This window comes from Nonomuraea cypriaca, assembly GCF_015645445.1.
In the GTDB taxonomy this organism is placed as follows: Bacteria; Actinomycetota; Actinomycetes; order Streptosporangiales; family Streptosporangiaceae; genus Nonomuraea; species Nonomuraea cypriaca.
This window is the reverse complement of record NZ_JADOGI010000095.1, coordinates 18547-38486: the sequence shown is the minus strand read 5'-3', so window position 1 is coordinate 38486 and position 19940 is coordinate 18547. Positions and strand designations below refer to the sequence as shown.

The window sequence follows — 19940 nt, the reverse complement described above, 5'->3', positions numbered from 1 at the left end:
CGGCGGGGCGGGGCGGGCGGCTCGCCGGCCAGACAGGAGACGGCGTAGCCGCAGACGCGGCCCTGGCACCAGCCCATGCCGGGCCTGGCCAGGAGTTTGATGGAGCGGGCGTCGGTGGCGCCGAGGTCCTGCGCCTCGCGTACGCGGGCCAGCGGCACCTCCTCGCACCGGCACACGATCGTGTCGTCGCGCAGCCACCCCTGCCAGCCGGCTTTGACGGGGTACGCCCGCTGCAACGCCTCGCCGAACGCCCTCCAGCGTGCCCGGCGCCGCAGGAGCGGGCCCGCGACCCCGCCAGGGTCGGCCGCGATGGCGTGGCCGGCGATGCGGCCCTCCAGCTCGGACAGCCGCCACCCGCCCACGCCGGTGGGCTCGCCCGCGGCCCAGACGCCGGGCACGCTGGTGCGCTGGGCGGCGTCGACGGTCAGCACGGGGCTGCCGTCCACGTCGCGCCGGGTCTCGCAGCCGAGCTGCGTCCCGAGCTCGATCTGCGGCACGAACCCGTAGCCGACGGCCAGGACGTCGCACGCGACGACGCGGGTGGCGAGAACGTTCCAGTCGTGGTCGAGGCGGGCCACGGTGACGGCCTCCACCTCGCGGTCGCCGTGCGCCGCGACGACCGCCTGGCGGGTCAGGTACGGCACCCGGTGCCCGGCCAGTGCTGCCGCGTACCCGGCGGCCTCGCCGGCCTTGCCCAGGGCCAGGAACGGGTGCCTGGCCAGGCCGAGGCCGCCGTTGGCCTCGTACACGCCGGCCACCCGCGCCCCGGCCGACGCCAGCCCTGAGGCCACCGGGAGCAGGAAAGGCCCGGTGCCCGAGACGACGATCCGCCGGCCCGCCACGACGCCGCCGCCCTTGAGCAGCGCCTGCGCGCCGCCCGCCGTGAGCACACCGGGCAGGTCCCAGCCGGGGAACGGCAGCGGCCTGTCGTACGCGCCGGTGGCGATCAGCAACCGCCTGGCCCGCAGCGTGACGGGGCGCCCGTCCTTCTGGCAGTGCACGAGCAGGTCGCCGTCCGGCTCGCGGGCGACGTTCCACACCTGGTGGCGCGTCAGCACCTCGGCCCGCTCCTCCAGGGCCCGCGCCTGCCGCAGGAACCGCCGCAGAGCGGGTGACCGGCCGGGCTCGGGGGGATGGCGGAAGTACTGGCCGCCGAGCCTGGCACCGGAGTCCGCGAGCGCCACCCGCAGACCGGCCAGCGCCGCCGTGAGCGCGCCCGCCACCCCGGCGGGCCCGCCGCCGATCACCACGAGGTCGTACGTCATGAGGTCGTCACCTCGTCCCCGGGAGCGGCCTCCAGGAGGCAGGCGCGTTCCTGCGGGCCCCCGTTGACGGAGATCAGGCAGTCGAAGCAGACCCCGATCCCGCAGAACAGCCCCCTGGGCCGCCCGCCGAACCGGGTGGTGCGCCACGACCGCACCCCGGCCGCGTGCAGCGCCGCGCCGATCGTCTGACCGGGCACGACCGGCACGGGCCGGCCGTCGACGGTGATGTGGAAGGTCAAGAGGCCTCCTCAGACTGGCCGTAGGGGAAGCGGTCCGGGCGGAAGGGACGCAGGTCCAGGTCGGGCCGCTCGCCGGTGAGCACCTGCGCGAGCAGGTGGCCGGTGGCCGGGGCGAGCCCGATCCCCGCGCCCTCGTGCCCGCACGCGTGGTACAGGCCGGGCACGCGCGGATCGGCGCCGATGACGGGCAGATGGTCGGGACAGTACGGCCGGAACCCGCAGTAGGACCTGATGACCCGCACGTCCCGCAGCGCGGGGAACAGCGCGACCGCCTGATCTGCCAGCCGGGCGAGCACGGGCACCGACGTCGTCCGGTCGAACCCGACCCGTTCCCTGCTGGCCCCGATGAGCACGGTCCCTGCCTGGGTGCCCTCGATGACGGCGGAGGTCTCGAGCCCGGCCGAGTCGCTGGCCACGTTCGTCACGTAGGCGGCGGTGTAGACCTTGTGCCGGATCAGCGGCCGGAGCAGCGGCTCGGTGACGAGGATGAACCCGCGCCTGGGCAGGATCGGCAGGTCCACACCGGCCAGCGCGGCCACCTCGCCGCCCCAGGTGCCCGCCGCGTTGATCACCGCGCCGGCGCGTACGTCGCCTTGCGAGGTGCGTACGCCCGTCACCCGGTCGCCCGAGCGGGTGAACCCGGTCACCGCGGCCCCCAGGCGCAGCCGCAGCGTGCCCTCACCGAAGCTCTCCGCGCCGCGCCTGAGCAGGGTCGCGGCTGCCAGCATGGGCTGCACCTGGGCGTCCTGCGGGTAGAACACGCCACCGGCCAGGTCGCCGGCCAGGTGCGGCTCGTAGTCGCGCAGCGACTCGGGGGGCACCTGAACGTGCTCGACGTCCTGCTTGGCGGCCAACTCGGTGAGCAGCCGCCGGACCTCGCCGGTCTCGGCGACGACCAGCCCGCCCTTGGCCTCGAACTCGAACCCCCCGCGGCCCCCATCGCCCGCGTGCTCGGCCAGCGAGCGCCACAGCCGGTTGGACAGCACCGCCAGGTCCAGCTCGGGCCCCGGCTCCTTGTCGGAGACCAGGATGTTGCCCTCGCCCGAGCCCGTCGTGCCGCCCGCCACGGATCCGCTGTCGACCACGGTCACGTCGAGTCCCGCCCGCGCGGCGTAGTAGGCGCAGGCCGCCCCCACCACTCCGGCGCCGACCACGATCACGTCGGACATCACCACCTCCATCAGTAACATGTCACATACCTTGGCGCCTTGAGAAGCCCCATTCCCGATGGCGGAACCGACCGGCCCGGCCAATACCATCGATGACGTGAAGCTACCCACGGCCCATCCCCACCCTCTCGTGCGCGCCCTGTTCTCCTTCTGGGCGCCCACGCGGAAGTCGATGCGGGGCTGGGCGCTGGCGTCCGTGGTGGTCAACGCGGGCATCGCGGTGACCGGCGCGGGGGTGCGCGTCACCGGCTCGGGGCTCGGCTGCCCGACCTGGCCGAGATGCACGCCCGACAGCTTCATCCCGGTCGCGCACCCCGAGACCTCGATGCTCAACATGCTGGTCGAGTTCGGCAACCGGTTGCTGACGTTCCTCGTGCTGGCCGTGGGGGTCGCGTGCGTGCTCGCCGCGATGCGGATGGCGCCGCGCAGGACCTCCCTGGTGCGGCTGGCATGGCTGCAGCCGGCGGGCATCCTGGCCCAGGCCCTGTGGGGCGGGCTGGTGGTCAACACGATGCTCAACCCGTTCACCGTCGGCATGCACTTCCTGATCTCCATCGGCCTGATCGCCGCCTGCTGGGCGCTCTACGCCCGCTCCGGCGAGGGCGACGGCCCCGCCCGGCGGGTGACGCACCGCGACATCCGCAGGCTCGGCCACGTGCTGCTCGCGTCGGTGTTCGCGCTGCTGGTGGTCGGGGTGGGGGTGAGCGGCACGGGCCCGCACTCGGGCGACGAGCGGGCCTCGCGCTTCGACCTCGACATCGAGGCCGTGGCGCGACTGCACGCCGACCTCGTCTACGTCGTGGTGGGGCTGACGTTCGCGCTGCTGTTCGCTCTGCACGTGACCAACTCCTCGCCCAGGGCCGCCAGGCGGGCGGCGCTGGCGCTGCTCGGGGTGGAGCTGGCCCAGGGCGTGATCGGCTACACCCAGTACTTCCTCGCCGTGCCCGCCGCGCTGGTCCTGCTGCACGTCCTCGGCTCGACGCTGGTGTGGATCGCGGCGCTCAGAGTGGTCACCTCGCTGCGCACCCGGGCCCAGGTGCCCGCCCCCTCCCCCACCGAGGCACCCGCGGCCGTCTGACCGGATATGCCCCCGGATATGTCAAGGTATGGGGTGTTAGGTTCGCCACTCCCCACCGCTGGAAGGGTGCGATTTGCTGGGAAAAGTCCGGCTCTCGCGGAAGGCCCTGCGCCGGGCGTACCAGGGTCTGGTGCTGCTCAGCGTGCTCGCCCTGGCCCCCATGACCTGGGCCTGGCTCGGCAGCTCGGGGCACCGGGTGACGGCCGGCGGCGCGGGCTGGCTGGGGCGCGTGCCACCGGCGCAGGCCGCGCTGGTGCTCGGCGCGGGCCTGTACGGCACCCAGCCCACGGCGATGCTGGCCGGACGGCTCGACATCGCCGCCGGCCTCTACCACGCGGGCAAGGTCCGGGCGCTGCTGCTGTCCGGCGACAACAGCCGCGAGGACTACGACGAGCCCACGGCCATGCGCGACTACCTGCGCGGCAAGGGCGTGCCCGACGCGGTGATGGTGCTCGACTACGCCGGGTTCGACACGTGGGACTCCTGCGTGCGGGCGCGCGAGGTGTTCGGGGCCACGCAGGTGACCGTGGTGACGCAGGAGTTCCACCTGCCCAGGGCCGTGACGCTGTGCCGGACGGCGGGCCTCGCGACGTTCGGGGTGGGTGACGACTCCTCCAGGCGGCTGCCGTCGACCACCTACGTGTACGCCGCCCGGGAGCTGTTCGCCGCCGCCAAGGCGTTCGCCGACTCGGTGATCCTGCGCTCCGACCCGGTCTACCCGGGGCCGCGCGAGGTCTCGCTCACCCGCGTCCTGGGTCAGCCGGCGGCGTAGCCGGGCGGTGGGCTGCCCCTGGTGACCGGCCTGGCGTGCACCCAGGGTCCGGGGAAGTCGGCCCGCGCGGTGCTCATGCACTCCAGCAGGGCCCGCTGCTCCTGGTGGAAGGCCTGCTCGTCCACCATGTGGCGGGCCGCCCGCTCGTGCAGCAGGCCCAGCTCGGTGGCGGCCAGCTGGTAGTCGCGCATCGCGCGCAGCCCCCGCTTGCCGCCGTGCAGCCTGGCCCACTGCCTGGCCTGGCGGCGCCTGGCGAACGCCGACAACATGTGGATGTCGGCCTCGCTGACCAGCTTGGTCGGCTCGTACGGCGGCAGGTAGCGCTGGATGAGCGCCACGATGCGCCGCCGGTCCCTGAACACCACGCCGACGAGCACGACCAGCACCACCAGCAGCGCCAGGTAGGCCACGACGAGCCCGGGGAAGCCGCCGTAGGAGGCCAGGCCGTTCCACAGGCCGTGCAGGATCATGGCGCCCGACCAACCGGCCAGGATGTAGAAGACGCGGTCGGAGCCGCCGCGCTGGGCCGCGTAGGCGACCCCGACCCCGATCATCGAGCTGAACAGCGGGTGCGCCAGCGGCGACAGGATGCCGCGCAGCACCACGGTGACCGCCAGCCCCTTGACGCCGGAGCCGGACAGCGCGGCGATGTAGTAGCTGACGTTCTCGCTCATGGCGAAGCCGAGGCCGACCATGCTGGCGTAGATGATGCCGTCGGTCGGCCCGTCCAGCTCGGCCCTGCGGAACCTGAGCATGCCGAGCAGCACCAGGCCCTTCATCGTCTCCTCCACCACGGGGGCGCCGAACGTGGCCGCGATGTTGCGGGCGCTGGCCTCCGACAACCGTGCGGTGTCGATGATGTAGTGCAGGTTGAGCGAGTTGATCAGGCCGGCGACCAGCACCGCGACGCCCGCGCCCCACGCGAAGGCGAAGATCAGGTTGCTGCGCGGCTCCGGCTCCATCCGATCGAGCGCCAGCACCGCCGCCAGCAGCATCGGCACCGGCGCCGACGCCAGCATGAGCGCGATGAAGAACTGCACCGGCGCGCCGTTGAACACGTCGAAGGAGAACGAGACCAGAGCGCAGATGCCGGTGAGGACCAGCCCGATGATCAACGCGAACGATGGGCGGTCCTTCAACACCCAGCGTGGATCACGGGTCCCCATAGGGTGACTTTAACGGATCAGAGTGCCGGGGTCCGTGGGGGTCCACGCAGTGCGGATCTAGTCCGGGGATGCCGTGGTCCACCTGGAGCGTGGTGTGGCCGATCTCGAACCGTTCGTGCAGCAGGTCCGCGAGGCGGGTGCGTACCTGGTGGCAGTCGGCGCCGTCCGCCACGATCACGTGAGCCGACAGGGTGGGATAGCCACTCGTCACCGTCCAGACATGGAGGTCGTGCACCTCCTCCACGTCCGGATCCGCGGCCAGGACGGCGCCGATCTCGTCGGGGTGGAGACCGCTCGGCGCCGCCTGGAGCAGCACCCGGCCGGAGTCGCGCAGCAGGCCCCAGCCGGCCTTGAGCATGAGCGCGGCCACCACGAGCGCGGCGATCGCGTCCGCCTGGCGGAAGCCGGTCAGCCACACCACGGCGCCGGCGAGCGCCGTGGCGATGAAGGCGTACATGTCGTTGAGCACGTGCTGGAAGGCGCCCTCGACGTTGAGGCTGCGCCGGTCGGCCCTGGACAGCAGCCAGGCGGCCAGCGCGTTGACGCCGATGCCGGCCACGGCCGTGACCACCACGACGGGCCCGGACACGTCCGGCGGCTCAATGAGCCTGTGCACGCTCTCATAGACGAAGTACGCCACCAGCAGCAGCAACGTCACGCCGTTGATCTGCGCGGACAGGATCTCGGCCCGCTTCCACCCGAACGTGTACGCCCCCCGCGCCGGCCGGGCGGCGATGCGCATCGCGATCAGGGCCAGCGCGATGGCGGTCGCGTCGGTCAGCATGTGGGCGGCGTCGGAGATCAGCGCGATCGAGTTGGCGACCACACCGGCGATCACCTCGACCGCCATGTAGCCGAGGATCAGGGCCAGCGCCCCGATCAGGTAGCGCTTGTCGGCGTCCGCGCGCAAGACATGACCGTGCCCGTGACCGCGGCCTGCACTCATTCGTCCTCCCTCAGGTGCTCGCGGCTCAGGTCGAGCAGCATGCGGACGTGGGCGTCGGCCAGCCGGTAGTAGATCATCCGCCCCGCCCGGCGGCTGGCCACGATGCCCGCCGTGCGCAGCAGGCGCAGCGCGTGGGAGACGGCCGTGTCGGTCACCTCGACCGCGTCGGACAGGTCGCACACGCACAGCTCACCCGCCTCCAGCAACGCGTACAGCAGCCGGGCCCTGGTCGGGTCGCCGAGCAGGCGGAACAACTCGGCGAGCCGCGTGGCCTCCTCCGAGGTCACGAGCCGGTCCCGGGTGGCCGCGACCCTGGCCGCGTCGGGCTCCTGCACCACGCAGCCGTCCAGTCCCGCGACAACACCTGAAGACCTATTCATGTGTTCAGTATAAGAACGGCGGGAGACCCGCCGCAATGCCAGGAACGAAAGATCAGGCGAGCAGCGGGTCGATGGCGACGGCGAGGAAGAGCAGCGCCAGGTAGGCGTTGGACCAGTGGAAGAAGCGCATGGGCCGCAGGTCGACCCCGGTCTTGCCGGCGTTGAGCCGGCCCAGCAGGCGGTGCACCTCCCACAGGCACATGACGCCCAGCGCGGCGGCCACCACCGGGTAGAACAGCGTGGTGCCCGCGACCGGCCACAGCGCCAGCGAGCACAGCACGGTGGCCCAGGTGTAGGCGATGGACTCCAGGATCACCCGGCGCTCGGTGGCCACCACGGGCAGCATCGGCACCTTGGCCGCCGCGTAGTCCTCCTTGTAGCGCATGGCCAGCGTCCAGGTGTGCGGCGGCGTCCAGAAGAACACCACGCCGAACAGCACCAGCGGCGCCCAGTCGAGCCGCTCGGTGATGCCGGCCCAGCCGATCATCACCGGCATGCAGCCCGCGATGCCACCCCACACGATGTTCTGGGCGGTGCGCCGCTTCAGGATCATCGAGTAGACCAGCACGTAGAACAGGATCGCCGCGGTCGACAGCAGCGCGGCCAGCCCGTTGGTGGTGACCCACAGGCCGGCGGTGGACAGGACCCCGAGCACGATGCCGAAGATCAGCGCGCCGCGCGGCGACACCTGATGTCTGGCCAGCGGCCGGCGGCGGGTGCGGCGCATCTTCTGGTCGATGTCGCGATCCACGTAGCAGTTGAGCGCGTTGGCGCTGCCCGCCGATAGGGTGCCGAACACCATGACAGAGACGGACGTCCACAGCGGCGGCAGGCCGCCTGCCGCGAGGAACATCACCGGCAGCGTCGTGATCAGCAGCAGCTCGATGATCCGCGGCTTGGTGAGCGCGATGTAGGCCTTCACGATCATGCTGATCGAGCGCGGCTCCCTCACCTGCGGTGACGGGGCCGTCGCCTGCCTGTTGGTCAGCACTGTCAAGGCGCTTCCAGCCTGTCCGGGGTCAACGCGTAACCTCTGATAAGAGCGGATCCATGGGGTGGGCGCCGTGACGCCCCTGTGAACAAACAAACTGTAGTCGCAGGGGCGGCCGGTCCGGCCAATGGGGGGCTTGCGCCGTTCATGGACGGGCGTGGGGCGGAAGGGGAATCGACGCCACGTCCGCTCAGTTAAGGTCCCGTGTGGGCGGGATAGCCGACAGGCATGACCAATGACAACTAGATTCCGGAGATCGAGCACTTGAGCACCGAACTCGTGCCAGCCCTCGAATGGACCGACCTGGACAAGCAGGCGGTCGACGTCGTTCGAGCCCTGGCGATGGACGCAGTGGAGAAGGCGGGCTCGGGGCATCCCGGCACCGCCATGAGTCTGGCCCCCGCCGCATACTTGCTGTTCCAGCGAGTGCTGCGCCACGATCCGACCGACCCCAACTGGCTCGGGCGCGACCGGTTCGTGCTGTCGTGCGGCCACACCAGCCTCACGCTTTACATCCAGCTCTACCTGTCCGGTTACGGCCTGACGCTCGACGACCTCAGGCGGCTGCGCCAGTGGGACAGCCTCACGCCAGGCCATCCCGAGCACGGCCACACCGCGGGCGTCGAGACCACCACGGGACCGCTCGGCCAGGGCCTGGGCAACGCGGTCGGCATGGCGATGGCGGCCCGCCGCGAGCGCGGCCTGTTCGACCCGGACGCCGAGCCCGGCTCCTCGCCGCTCGACCACCACATCTGGTGCTTCGTCAGCGACGGCGACATCGAGGAGGGCATCAGCCACGAGGCCAGCTCGCTGGCCGGCCACCAGAAGCTGGGCAACCTCATCGTCCTCTACGACGACAATCACATCTCCATCGAGGACGACACGCAGATCGCCAAGTCGGAGGACGTGGTCGCCCGCTACGAGGCCTACGGCTGGCACACCGAGAGCGTCGACTGGACCGCGAACGGCGACTACGCCGAGGACGTCCAGGCGCTCTTCGACGCGCTCCAGGCGGCCAAGGCGGAGACCGGCCGCCCGTCGTTCATCCGGCTGCGCACCATCATCGGCTGGCCCGCGCCCAACAAGCAGAACACCGGCAAGATCCACGGCTCGGCCCTGGGTGAGGCGGAGATCGCCGCCACCAAGGAGATCCTCGGCATGGACCCGGCCAAGAGCTTCGACGTGCCCGCCGCGGTGCTGGAACACGCCCGCAGCGTGGCACAGCGCGGCCGCACCGAGCACGCGGAGTGGGAGAAGGGCTACGCCGAATGGCGGCTGGCCAACGCCGAGCGCGCGGCCGAGTTCGACCGCATCTCCCGGCGGGTGCCGCCCAACGGCTGGGCCAAGTCGCTGCCGTCGTTCGAGACCGGCACGTCGATCGCCACCCGCAAGGCCTCCGGCGAGGTGCTGAGCGCGCTGGCGCCGGTGCTGCCCGAGCTGTGGGGCGGCTCGGCCGACCTGGCCGAGTCCAACAACACCACGATGAAGGGCGAGCCGTCCTTCATCCCCGAGGAATACCAGACCAAGGACTTCCCCGGTAACCGCTACGGCCGCACGCTGCACTTCGGCATCCGCGAGCACGCCATGGGCGCCATTCTCAACGGCATCGCGCTGCACGGCGGCACCCGCCCGTACGGCGGCACGTTCCTGGTCTTCTCCGACTACATGCGCCCGTCGGTGCGCCTGGCGGCGCTGATGAAGCTGCCCGTCACGTACGTGTGGACGCACGACTCCATCGGCCTGGGCGAGGACGGCCCGACCCACCAGCCGATCGAGCACCTGTGGGCGCTGCGCGCGATCCCCGGCCTCGACGTGGTCCGCCCCGGCGACGCCAACGAGACGGCGTACGCGTGGAAGGCCGTGCTTGAGCACACCGACCGGCCCGCCGCCCTGGCGCTGACCAGGCAGAACCTCCCGGTCTACGAGGGCACCAGCGCCGACGGAGTGGCCCGCGGCGGCTACGTGCTGCGCGAGGCTTCCGACGGCCAGCCGCGGGTCATCCTCATCGCCACCGGCAGCGAGGTCCAGATCGCGGTGGACGGGCGCGAATTGCTGGAGGCGCAGGGCATCCCGACGCGGGTGGTGTCGATGCCGTGTGTCGAGTGGTTCAAGGGGCAGGACATCGCATATCGGCAGACGGTCCTGCCGTCGTCCATCCGGGCTCGGGTCGCCGTCGAGGCGGGCATCGCGCTCGGCTGGCACGAGTTCGTCGGCGAGTGCGGTGAAGTGGTCGGCCTCGACCACTTCGGCGCCTCGGCACCGTACAGAACGTTGTACGAGCAGTTCGGGCTGACGGCGGACCGCGTGGCGGCGGCGGCCAAGGCGAGCCTGGCCAAGCTGGGCCAGGACAAGGGCGAGACGACGGGAAACTGAACGATGAGTGAGATCCTCAACAAGCTGTCCGGCCAGGGCGTGGCCATCTGGCTCGACGACATCAGCAGGGAGCGGCTGCGCAGCGGCGACCTGGAGCGGCTGATCCGCGAGAAGAACGTCGTCGGGGTGACGTCCAACCCGACGATCTTCGCCGGCGCGCTCAGCAAGGGCGACGCCTACGACGTGCAGCTGCACGACCTGGCCGTGCGCGGCGTGGAGGTCGGCGAGGCGGTCCGCGCCATCACCACCTATGACATCCGCTGGGCCGCCGACGTGCTGCGCCCGGTCTACGACGCCACCGGCGGCGTGGACGGCCGCGTGTCGCTGGAGGTGGACCCGCGGCTGGCCCACGAGAGCGACAAGACCGTGGCCGAGGCCCGCGCGCTGTGGTGGCTGGTCGACCGGCCCAACCTGTTCATCAAGATCCCGGCCACGCTTGAGGGCCTGCCGGCGATCACGCAGGCCATCTCCGAGGGCATCAGCGTCAACGTCACGCTGATCTTCTCGCTCGGGCGTTACCGCGGGGTCATGGACGCCTGGCTCGCCGGGCTGGAGGCCGCGCAGGCCAAGGGCCTCAACCTGGCCACGATCGAGTCGGTGGCCTCGTTCTTCGTCAGCCGGGTCGACACCGAGATCGACAAGCGGCTGGACAAGCTGGGCAAGCCGGAGCTCAAGGGCAAGGCGGGCGTGGCCAACGCGCGCCTGGCGTACGCGGCGTACGAGGAAGTGATGAACTCCGAGCGCTGGCAGCGCCTGCGCGCCGCGGGCGCCCGCCCGCAGCGCCCGCTGTGGGCCTCGACCGGCGTGAAGAACCCGGAATACTCCGACACCCTCTACGTCGACCAGCTCGTCGCGCCCGGCACCGTCAACACGATGCCGGAGAAGACGCTCGACTCCACCGCCGACCACGCCAACATCACCGGCGACACCGTGCGGCCGTTCTACGAGCAGGCCTGGAACACCATGGCCGCGCTCAAGGACGCCGGCGTCGACTACGACGACGTGGTGAAGGTGCTGGAGGAGGAGGGCGTGCAGAAGTTCGAGGCGTCCTGGCTCGAGCTGCTCGAGAGCGTCACGAAGAACCTGGTTGTGTGATGGAGGTCTCTTACCGCGACGAGGGGGTGGCCTCGGCCGCCGCCTCCGTCGCGGGGCGCCTCGTCGCCGACGGCGTGCCCGCGCGGCTCGCCGGCGGCGACCCCACGCTGTGGGGTGAGGACGCCGAAGCGGTGGCCGCGGTCAGCCTCGGCTGGCTGCGGCTGCCGCACGCCTCGCGCGAGCTGCTGCCCGAGCTGGGCGAGCTCGCCGGGCGAGCCCGCGACCAGGGCGTGACGAACGTGGTCCTGGCCGGGATGGGCGGCTCGTCGCTCGCCGCGGAGGTGATCTGCGCGACCGCCGACGTGCCGCTCACCGTGCTCGACACGACCGATCCCGGGCAGGTGCGGCGCGCGCTGGCCGAACCGCTCGAATCCACCGTCGTGGTCGTGGCGGGCGAGCGCGGCTCCACCGTGGAGACCGACTGCCACCTGCGGATCTACGAGCGCCTCTTCGCCGAGTCCGGCGTCGCGCCGCGCATCGTGGTCGTCACCGAGCCCGGCTCGCTCCTGGCGGACCGGGCCACCGAGGGCGGCCACCACCTGGTCCACGCCCAGCCCGGCGCTGAGGGCGGCTACGCGGCGCTGTCGGCGTACGCGCTGGTGCCCGCCGCGCTGGCCGGGGCGGACGTGGCGCGGTTGCTCGACGACGCCGCGGAGGTCCTGCCGCTGCTGTCGCGTGACACCGGCAACCCGGGGCTCGACCTCGGGGCGGCGATCGGCGGCGCGGCGCTGGCCGGCAGGGACAAGCTGCTGCTCGAAGACCAGCTCTCGGCCATCGCCGGGCTGCCCGACTGGATCGAGGCGCTCGTCGGGGAGTCCACCGGCAAGCAGGGCAGGGGGATCCTGCCGGTCGTGGGCGCCGACCCCAACCGGGCGAAGGACGAACTGGTCGTCGCGATCGAGTCCGACGTCGGCGACGTACGCGTGGACGGGCCGCTGGGCGCACAGTTCCTCATCTGGGAATACGCCACCGCGCTCGCCGGGCTGCTACTGGAGACGGACCCGTTCGGCCGGCCGGACGTGGCCGAGGCCGACTCCGCAGCCGCCCTGCAGGAGCCGTCGGTGGGCGCGCCCGCGCTGGTCGACGGGCCGGTCGAGGTGTACGGCTCGGTCACGGCCAAAGACCTACCGGGAGTGTTCGCAGAGTTGCTGTACGCGATCCCCGCTGGCGGTTACCTTGCAGTCATGGCCTATTTGGACCGGATGGCGGCGTTCGACGCGCCGGTGCCCGATGGGGCCGACTTCGAGCAGATGACCGACGCCTGGATGATGGCCGACCCGGCCACGCTGCGGGCGCTGCTCGCGTTGCGCACCGACCGGCCGGTGACGTTCGGGTGGGGGCCGCGCCTCCGCCACGCCACCGGCCAGTACCACGAGGGCGGGCCCCAGAACGGAGTGTTCCTGCAGATCACCGGGGCGGTGTCGGACGACGTCGAGGTCCCCGGCCGGCCGTTCACCCTGGGCGGGCTCCAGTTCGCCCAGGCGCTCGGTGACCTGCGGGCACTGGAGTCCCGCGGGCGGCCCGCCGTACGCCTGCACTTGACCGACCGCGCGGCTGGAGTCGCGCGGCTGCTCGCAGCCGCACAGGAGGTTTGACGATGACAGAACCTGCAGCGCCCGCCGAGGAGGCCGCCACCGTGGCGGCGGCCGTCGCGGGCATCTCCACCTCGATGGAAGTGGCGGCCGCCAACCCGCTGCGTGACCCGCGTGACAAGCGGCTGCCGCGGGTGGCGGGACCGTGCGTGATGGTGCTGTTCGGCGTGACGGGTGACCTGGCCAAACGCAAGTTGCTGCCGGCGATTTACGACCTGGGCAACCGGGGGCTGCTGCCGCCCGGCTTCTCCCTGGTCGGTTTCGCCCGGCGGGACTGGAAGGACCAGGATTTCGCCCAGCTCACGCACGACGCCGTCAAGGCGCACGCCAGGACGCCCTTCCGCGAGGAGGTATGGAAGCAACTTCGCGAAGGCATCCATTTCGTACCGGGCGAGTTCTCCGACGACGGGGCGTTCGACGCGCTGGCCATGGCGTTGGCCGAGATCGACCAGACGAGGGGCACCGGCGGAAACTACGCGTTCTATCTGTCCGTACCGCCCAAGTTCTTCCCCGTGGTGGTGGAGCAGCTCAAGCGGACGGGGCTGGCCGACGCGCCCCAGGGATCGTGGCGCCGGGTGGTCATCGAGAAGCCGTTCGGGCACGACCTGAAGTCGGCGCACGAGCTGAACGAGATCACCACCTCGGCCTTCCCGGAGAGCTCGATCTTCAGGATCGACCACTACCTGGGCAAGGAGACCGTCCAGAACATCATGGCGCTGAGGTTCGCCAACAACCTCTACGAGCCGATCTGGAACCGCGGCTTCGTCGACCACGTGCAGATCACGATGGCCGAGGACATCGGCATCGGCGGCCGGGCCGGCTACTACGACGGCATCGGCGCCGCCCGCGACGTGATCCAGAACCACCTGCTCCAGCTCCTCGCGCTGGTCGCGATGGAGGACCCGACCTCCTTCGACGCCTCCGCGCTGCGGCGGGAGAAGGAGAAGGTGCTCAAGGCCGTCAGGTTGCCGGCCAACCTGGCGCTCAACACGGCGCGCGGGCAATACTCGGCGGGCTGGCAGGGCGGTGAGAAGGTCGTCGGCTACCTCCAGGAGGAGGGCATCTCGCCCCAGTCGACCACCGAGACGTACGCCGCCGTCAAGCTGGAGATCGCCAACCGCCGGTGGGCGGGCGTGCCGTTCTACCTGCGCGCGGGCAAGCGCCTGGGGCGTCGGGTGACCGAGGTGGCGGTGGTGTTCCAGCGGGCGCCGCACCTGCCGTTCAGCAAGGACGACACCGAGATCCTCGGCCAGAACGCGCTGGTGATCCGGGTGCAGCCGGACGAGGGCATCACGGTGCGGTTCGGCTCCAAGGTGCCGGGCACGGCGATGGAGGTGCGTGACGTCTCCATGGACTTCGCCTACGGGGAGTCGTTCCTTGAGTCGTCTCCCGAGGCGTACGAGCGGCTGCTGCTGGACGTGATGATCGGCGACCCGCCGCTCTTCCCGCACCAGCGCGAGGTCGAGCTGTCGTGGACGATCCTCGACCCGATCGAGGAGTTCTGGGCCACGCAGGGCCAGCCGGAGGGCTACGAGTCCGGTTCGTGGGGGCCGGAGTCCGCGGACGCGATGATGGCCCGCGACGGGCGTGTGTGGAGGAGGCTCTAGTGACCGAGCGTAGCGAGGGAACAATCGAACACAGCACCACTGTGGTCGCGAGACCGACGGAGGAGGGCTCGTGACCACCTTTATGCTGTCGGACACGACGGCGGGGAAGATCTCGGCGCAGTTCACGCATCTGCGCCACCAGATGGGCGCGCCGGCCATCGGCATGGTGCTGACGCTGGTGGTGGTCTGCGAGGAGCGCCACCAGTACGACGCCACCCGCGCGGCCACCGACGCGGCCCGCGAGCACCCGTCGCGCATCATCGTGGTGATCAACCGCGAGCCCGAGGAGGCCATCAGGCTCGACGCGGAGCTGCGCATCGGCGAGTCCACGCCGGGCGAGGTGGTGGTGCTGCGCCTGTACGGCGAGCTCACCCAGCACGCCGACTCCGTGGTCAGCCCGCTGCTGCTGCCCGACACACCGGTCGTGGTGTGGTGGCCGGGCGCGGCCCCGGACGTGCCCTCCAAGGACGCCATCGGGGCGCTGGCGCAACGGCGCATCACCGACGCCAAGGGCTTCGACGACGGCGGCGTCAAGTCGCTGGTGGTCAGGGCCAAGGGCTACTCCCCCGGCGACACCGACCTGGCCTGGGCCAGGATCACGCCGTGGCGCAGTCTGCTGGCCGCCGCGTTCGACCAGCGGGTGGGCAAGGTGCGCAGGGGGGTCGTGGAGGGCGCCGCCGGGCACCCGAGCGCGCCGCTGCTGGCCGCCTGGCTCACCGAGCGGCTCGGCGCGCCCGTCAAGGTGACCGAGTCGCCGGGGCCGGGCCTGACGGCCGTGCGCCTGCAACTCGGCGACGGCGAGCTGTCGGTCGCCAGAACCGACGCCCGCCTGGCGACGCTGTCGCGGCCCGGTCAGCCCGACAGGAACGTGGCCCTGGCCAGGCGGCACACCTCGGAGCTGATGGCCGAGGAACTGCGCAGGCTGGACAGCGACGAGATCTACGAAACCGCGGTCAAGCGGTTCGCCCGCACCTACAAGGCATGATCAGAGAGACCATGGCTGAGAAAGTGGTGACCGTGAGTGCTCCGAGTGTGGTCGTGCACCGCGACGCCGACGTCCTGGCCAAGGCGGTGGCGGCGCGGATCATCACCCGCCTGGTCGACGCGCAGTCAGCCACGGGGTCGGCGTCGATCGTGCTGACCGGCGGCACGGTCGGCATCGCCACGCTGGCCGCCATCGCCGCCACCCCCGCCAGGGACGCCGTCGACTGGCGGCACCTGGACATCTGGTGGGGTGACGAGCGGTTCGTGCCCACCGGCGACAAGGAACGCAACGAGACCGGCGCCCGCGAGGCGCTGCTCGACCACGTGGACGTGGACCAGGAGCGGGTGCACGTCATGCGCGGCCCCGACTCGGGCATGACGGCCGAGGAGTCCGCCGCGTCGTACGCCGCCGAGCTGCGCGCGGCCGCCAGGCCCGAGGACCACGGGCCGGTGCCGAGCTTCGACGTGATGCTGCTCGGCATGGGCCCGGACGCGCACGTGGCCTCTCTGTTCCCGGGGATGCCCGCGCTCTACGACACCCGCTCCGTGGTGGCCGTGCACGGCTCGCCGAAGCCGCCGCCCACCCGCATCTCGCTGACACCGCCCGCCATCCACGCCGCGCGCGAGGTGTGGGTGGTGGCGGCGGGCTCGGAGAAGGCGGGCGCGGTCCGGCTGGCCCTGTCGGAGTCGGGTCCTGTCCAGGTGCCCGCCGCGGGCGCCCGGGGGCGGCTGCGGACGCTGTTCCTGCTGGACCGCGCCGCGGCCGGCAAGATCCCGCCGGAGCTGGGACGCCTCTCCTCTCCGTGAGGTTCAGCCTCGCGTGACGAGAGGCTTCAGCCGGGCTTGACGAGTCCGTGAGGCTCGATCTCGCGTGACGAGAGGTCGTGCGGCTCAGCCGTGCGTGACGAGGTCGTCGATCTCGGCGAGCAACGCCGCCTTGGCGTCCTCGCCGAGATACGACGCCCGCACGCCGTTGCGGGCCAGCTGGGCCAGCTCCGTCCTCCCGAAGCCGAACACGTTCGCCGCGACGCGGTACTCCCCTGCCAGGGTGGTGGCGAACATGGGCGGGTCGTCGCTGTTGAGCGTGACGTACAGGCCCTCCTCCAGCATCCTGGGCAGCGGGTGCTCCTCGATGCTCGCGATCTGGCCCGTGCACAGGTTGGAGGTGGGGCAGACGTCCAGCGGCAGCTGCGTCTCGCGCAGGTACGCCACCAGCCGGTCGTCCTGGAGGCAGTTGATGCCGTGGCCGATACGCTCGGCGCCGTAGCCCTCGATGGTCTCCCACACCGTTTCCGGCCCGCTCATCTCGCCACCGTGCGGAACACTGTGCAGGCCCGCGGCGCGGGCGGCGGAGAACGCCGAGCGGTAGGCGTCCGTGTATTTCACCCGCTCCTGCTCGATCCCGCCGATGCCGAAACCTACCAGCGCGGCGGGAGGTTCCTGGAGGGCGTGCTCAAGGGTGATCCGCGCGGCCTCCTCGCCGTACTCGCCGGGGATGTCGAAGATGTACGCCATCTCCACCCCGTGCTCGGTCAGGGAGCGGCGGGCGGCCAGGTCCAGGGCCTCGGTCACCTCGCGCATGGGCATGCCGACGACGTGGTGGGCGAACGGCGTGACCTGCAGCTCCACGTAGCGGCAGCCCTGCGGGGCGAGGTCGCGGGCCAGGCCGAGGACCAGCGTGGCGACGTCCTCGGGCTCGGTGACCAGGCCGTTGACGGCCTTGTACACGCGGGCGAAGTGCGGGAAGTCGCTGAAGGTGTAGAACCGGCGCAGCTCCTCCTCCGCCGTGGGGACCCGGCTGCCGGGGTGGCGCCTGGACAGCTCCAGCACGGTGGCGACCGAGGCCGAGCCGATCAGGTGGACGTGCAACTCCACCTTGGGGAGCGCGTCGATGAACGTGTCGAGGGTCATGGACATCGACCATACGAGCGCCATCCGCCGAAAAAATAGACTTTCTCCCGAAATTTCACACGAAGATGTTAAGATCTGTCTCTGGGCTACGCTAGACCCCGTGACCAACGCCGAAGCGTACGACCGAGGCTTCGCCCACCTCAGCTCCCACACCGTCGGCGCCTTACTCGATCTGGCGCGCCGGAGCCGCGCCCCGCGGCTGCTCGACGTCGGCTGCGGCACCGGCGTGGTGACGGCGGCGGCGCTCGCCCTCGGCGCCGAGGTCACCGCCGTGGACGCCGATCCGGTGATGCTGGAGGTGGCCGCGCGCCGCCATCCGTACGCGACGATCCGGCAGGCGTGCCTCCCGGACCTGCCGTTCGAGGATGAGGAATTCGACGCGATAGCCGGAAATTTCGTCATCAACCATGTTCCTGACACGGCCGGCGCGCTCAAGGAGCTGCACCGCGTCCTGCGTCCGGACGGGACGATCGCGCTGACCTGGTGGAAGTCCGACGAGATGACCGCCACCAACGTCTTCGCCGACGCCATCGCCGCCGCCCGGATCCCGTACGAACCGCCGCCCCGGCCCTTCACCGCCAACGACACCCCCGCGCGCTTCACCGAGCTGCTGCGGGAGACGGGATTCCGTGAGGCGGCCGTGGACACCGTGCGGTGGCGGCACCAGGTGGACCTCGACGCGTGGTGGACGGACATCGTGCAGGCCGGCGGGCCCCGGTTCAGGATGATCGCCGACCAGCCGGAGGAGACCGTGGAGCGCATCAAGGCCCACTACACCCGCCTGGCGCAGCCGTACGCGCACGAGGGTTTCCCCGTCTGCGCGTACCTGGCCCACGCCACCCGCTGACCACCCGCACCCACCGCCCCCAGCCCCCGCCGTGTGCGGCGCTATGCCGGGGTGGACGCGGACCAGGTGTGCGCCAGGGGGAGGAGGATCCCGTCGACGGACTCCGCGACGAACGCGTCGCCGAACGGCGGGCCGGTGAAGATCATGCGGTGCCAGACCAGCGCCTCGGCGACCGCGAACAGCCGCGCCGCGTCCACGGGCCCGGCCAGCTCGCCCCGCGCCACCGCCCGCGTCAGCAGCGCCCGCAGGTCGTCGAGGTCGGCGGCCGGCATGTGCGCCCGCAGCGTGCGGGCCAGCTCCTGGTTGGACACCAGTGTCGAGGAAAGCCCGATGACCAGCGTGTGCTTGCGCTCGACCAGCTCGCACAGGCCGCGGAAGATGAAGGCCAGGTCGCCGCGCAGCGACCCGGTGTCCTCCCCGCGCGGCGCCTCCATGGCGAAGCGCCGGCAGATGACGTCCACCACCAGCTCCGGCTTGCCCGCCCAGCGCCGGTAGATGGTGGCCTTGCTGGCCCTGGCCCGCTTGGCGATCTGGTCGACCGACATCCGGTCGTAGCCGACCTCCGACAGCAGCTCCATCGTGGCGTCGAGGATGGCCCTGTCGCGCTCGGGGTCGAGTGGAGCCACGTGCACGTCCTTCAGCTGGAGGAGAACTCCTCGAATCGTACGCCCGTCAGCTCGGTGGACACGTCCCACAGCCGCCTGGCGATCTCCTCCGACCTGGCCGTCTCCGAGGGCGTGAGCGGCTTGAGCCCGGGGCCGACGAACTCGCCGCCGCGGACGGCGGGCGAGGTGGCGGCGTACAGGGAGGGCAGCGCCCCGGCCGTGGCCGGTTTCATGAACAGGCCCAAGAGGGGCTGTAGCGGCGCCAGCTTGACGATGTTCGTGGCGGTCATGCCTGGATGGGTGGCGACGCTGGTCAGGCCCACACCGGCCCGCTCAGCGCGTCGCTGGAGCTCCAGGGTGAAGAGCAGGTTGGCGAGCTTGGACCGTCCGTACGCGCGCATCGGGCCGTACCCGCGCTCCATGCCCAGGTCGCCGAAGTCGATCCGGCCCATCGCGTGCGCGTCGCTGGACACGGTCACCACCCGTGCGCCGGGGCTGGAGAGCAGCAGCGGCAGCAGCAGCCCGGTGAGCGCGAAGTGGCCCAGGTGGTTGGTGCCGAACTGGGCCTCGAAGCCGTCCTTGGTCTCGCGCCTGCGGACCAGGGCGACGCCCGCGTTGTTGATCAGCAGGTCGACCGCGTCCACGCCGGCCGCGAACCGCCGGACGGAGGCCAGGTCGGCCAGGTCGAGGGCCGCGTACGAGACCCGCGCCCCTGGCACGGCCCGCAGGATCTCCGCGACCGCGGCCCCGCCCTTGTCCGCCGAGCGCGTGGCCACGACGACGCGGGCGCCGTGCCTGGCCAGCTCCAGCGCGGTGGGCAGGCCGATGCCGCTGCCGGCGCCGGTCACGATGGCGGTCCTGCCGGTGAGATCGGGGATGGAGTCAGGGGTCCAGCTCATCATCGCCCCTTCAGGTGTACG

At 71.6% G+C, this 19940-nt stretch carries 19 protein-coding genes; 9 read left to right on the top strand and 10 right to left on the bottom strand.

Translation table 11 applies throughout. From position 1 onward, the window contains the following. The 3 genes from ITP53_RS28410 to ITP53_RS28400 form a co-directional block, all read right to left on the bottom strand. Positions 1–1265, bottom strand: a 1265-nt coding sequence (locus ITP53_RS28410; RefSeq protein ID WP_195898518.1) for an FAD/NAD(P)-dependent oxidoreductase, incomplete at its 3' end; no start/stop codon positions are given. Further along, positions 1262–1504 (bottom strand): (2Fe-2S)-binding protein, encoded by a 243-nt coding sequence (locus ITP53_RS28405; RefSeq protein ID WP_195898517.1) that lies wholly within the window; start codon positions 1502–1504, stop codon positions 1262–1264. The genes ITP53_RS28410 and ITP53_RS28405, both read right to left, overlap by 4 nt. Beyond that, positions 1501–2694 (bottom strand): NAD(P)/FAD-dependent oxidoreductase, encoded by a 1194-nt coding sequence (locus ITP53_RS28400; protein ID WP_236051253.1) that lies wholly within the window; start codon positions 2692–2694, stop codon positions 1501–1503. Before ITP53_RS28400 ends, ITP53_RS28405 begins: the two co-directional genes overlap by 4 nt. A gap of 76 nt (positions 2695–2770) precedes the next feature. On the opposite strand from ITP53_RS28400, the gene ITP53_RS28395 reads away from it, so the two are divergent. After that, positions 2771–3751, top strand: coding sequence for a COX15/CtaA family protein (locus ITP53_RS28395; protein WP_328816025.1), 981 nt, complete (start codon positions 2771–2773; stop codon positions 3749–3751). Between the two features lie 73 nt (positions 3752–3824). Next, on the top strand, positions 3825–4523 hold the full coding sequence (locus tag ITP53_RS28390) for a SanA/YdcF family protein (protein ID WP_236051252.1): 699 nt from the start codon (positions 3825–3827) through the stop codon (positions 4521–4523). Here ITP53_RS28390 and ITP53_RS28385 read toward each other — a convergent pair. Genes ITP53_RS28385 through ITP53_RS28370 form a run of 4 tightly spaced genes read right to left on the bottom strand, consistent with a single transcriptional unit; the run spans position 4508 to position 8012 of the window. Continuing rightward, complete coding sequence (locus ITP53_RS28385; protein ID WP_195898515.1) at positions 4508–5689, bottom strand: PrsW family intramembrane metalloprotease; 1182 nt, start codon at positions 5687–5689, stop codon at positions 4508–4510. The two genes, ITP53_RS28390 and ITP53_RS28385, sit on opposite strands and share 16 nt — an antisense overlap. Beyond that, complete coding sequence (locus tag ITP53_RS28380) at positions 5676–6635, bottom strand: cation diffusion facilitator family transporter (protein WP_195898514.1); 960 nt, start codon at positions 6633–6635, stop codon at positions 5676–5678. The genes ITP53_RS28385 and ITP53_RS28380 overlap by 14 nt, the downstream gene beginning before the upstream one ends. Continuing rightward, entirely contained in the window at positions 6632–7015 is a 384-nt protein-coding gene (locus ITP53_RS28375) for an ArsR/SmtB family transcription factor (RefSeq protein ID WP_195898513.1), read from the bottom strand. The genes ITP53_RS28380 and ITP53_RS28375 overlap by 4 nt, the downstream gene beginning before the upstream one ends. A 52-nt stretch (positions 7016–7067) precedes the next feature. After that, positions 7068–8012, bottom strand: a complete 945-nt coding sequence (locus ITP53_RS28370) for a heme o synthase (RefSeq protein ID WP_195898512.1) — start codon at positions 8010–8012, stop codon at positions 7068–7070. 258 nt (positions 8013–8270) lie between these two features. On the opposite strand from ITP53_RS28370, the gene tkt reads away from it, so the two are divergent. The 6 genes from tkt to pgl all read left to right on the top strand — a co-directional run bounded on the left by tkt (position 8271) and on the right by pgl (position 16464). Then, positions 8271–10379 (top strand): transketolase, encoded by a 2109-nt coding sequence (tkt, locus tag ITP53_RS28365; protein WP_195898511.1) that lies wholly within the window; start codon positions 8271–8273, stop codon positions 10377–10379. Between the two features lie 3 nt (positions 10380–10382). Further along, the gene (tal, locus tag ITP53_RS28360; RefSeq protein ID WP_195898510.1) at positions 10383–11474 is read left to right on the top strand and encodes a transaldolase; all 1092 of its coding nucleotides are present in this window, start codon (positions 10383–10385) and stop codon (positions 11472–11474) included. Further along, entirely contained in the window at positions 11474–13069 is a 1596-nt protein-coding gene (locus ITP53_RS28355; protein WP_195898522.1) for a glucose-6-phosphate isomerase, read from the top strand. Before tal ends, ITP53_RS28355 begins: the two co-directional genes overlap by 1 nt. A gap of 74 nt (positions 13070–13143) precedes the next feature. Beyond that, on the top strand, positions 13144–14673 hold the full coding sequence (gene zwf / locus ITP53_RS28350; protein ID WP_195898521.1) for a glucose-6-phosphate dehydrogenase: 1530 nt from the start codon (positions 13144–13146) through the stop codon (positions 14671–14673). A 70-nt stretch (positions 14674–14743) separates the two neighbouring features. Next, positions 14744–15658 (top strand): glucose-6-phosphate dehydrogenase assembly protein OpcA, encoded by a 915-nt coding sequence (locus ITP53_RS28345; protein WP_195898509.1) that lies wholly within the window; start codon positions 14744–14746, stop codon positions 15656–15658. Positions 15659–15690: 32 nt separating this feature from the next. Next, the gene (gene pgl, locus ITP53_RS28340) at positions 15691–16464 is read left to right on the top strand and encodes a 6-phosphogluconolactonase (RefSeq protein ID WP_195898508.1); all 774 of its coding nucleotides are present in this window, start codon (positions 15691–15693) and stop codon (positions 16462–16464) included. Between the two features lie 84 nt (positions 16465–16548). On the opposite strand, the gene add is transcribed toward pgl, so the two are convergent. Further along, positions 16549–17568, bottom strand: coding sequence for an adenosine deaminase (add, locus tag ITP53_RS28335; RefSeq protein WP_195898507.1), 1020 nt, complete (start codon positions 17566–17568; stop codon positions 16549–16551). 100 nt (positions 17569–17668) lie between these two features. Between add and ITP53_RS28330 the strand changes: the two genes are divergently transcribed. Next, positions 17669–18415 (top strand): class I SAM-dependent methyltransferase, encoded by a 747-nt coding sequence (locus ITP53_RS28330; protein WP_195898506.1) that lies wholly within the window; start codon positions 17669–17671, stop codon positions 18413–18415. 41 nt (positions 18416–18456) lie between these two features. Here the strand turns inward: ITP53_RS28330 and ITP53_RS28325 are convergent, their stop codons facing one another. Continuing rightward, a complete protein-coding gene (locus ITP53_RS28325; RefSeq protein WP_195898505.1) occupies positions 18457–19041 on the bottom strand; it encodes a TetR/AcrR family transcriptional regulator in 585 nt (194 codons plus the stop codon). Positions 19042–19052: 11 nt separating this feature from the next. Next, the gene (locus ITP53_RS28320) at positions 19053–19919 is read right to left on the bottom strand and encodes an oxidoreductase (protein WP_328816019.1); all 867 of its coding nucleotides are present in this window, start codon (positions 19917–19919) and stop codon (positions 19053–19055) included. Positions 19920–19940: the final 21 nt, after the last annotated feature.

Excerpts from the sequence above, each read along its gene's own strand:
- ITP53_RS28400 (WP_236051253.1), bottom strand. The coding sequence starts at position 2,694 with ATGTTACTGATGGAGGTGGTGATGTCCGACGTGATCGTGGTCGGCGCC.
- ITP53_RS28385 (WP_195898515.1), bottom strand. The coding sequence starts at position 5,689 with ATGGGGACCCGTGATCCACGCTGGGTGTTGAAGGACCGCCCATCGTTC.
- ITP53_RS28380 (WP_195898514.1), bottom strand. The coding sequence starts at position 6,635 with ATGAGTGCAGGCCGCGGTCACGGGCACGGTCATGTCTTGCGCGCGGAC.
- ITP53_RS28375 (WP_195898513.1), bottom strand. The coding sequence starts at position 7,015 with ATGAATAGGTCTTCAGGTGTTGTCGCGGGACTGGACGGCTGCGTGGTG.
- tal (WP_195898510.1), top strand. The coding sequence starts at position 10,383 with ATGAGTGAGATCCTCAACAAGCTGTCCGGCCAGGGCGTGGCCATCTGG.
- ITP53_RS28355 (WP_195898522.1), top strand. The coding sequence starts at position 11,474 with ATGGAGGTCTCTTACCGCGACGAGGGGGTGGCCTCGGCCGCCGCCTCC.
- zwf (WP_195898521.1), top strand. The coding sequence starts at position 13,144 with ATGGAAGTGGCGGCCGCCAACCCGCTGCGTGACCCGCGTGACAAGCGG.
- add (WP_195898507.1), bottom strand. The coding sequence starts at position 17,568 with ATGACCCTCGACACGTTCATCGACGCGCTCCCCAAGGTGGAGTTGCAC.
- ITP53_RS28320 (WP_328816019.1), bottom strand. The coding sequence starts at position 19,919 with ATGAGCTGGACCCCTGACTCCATCCCCGATCTCACCGGCAGGACCGCC.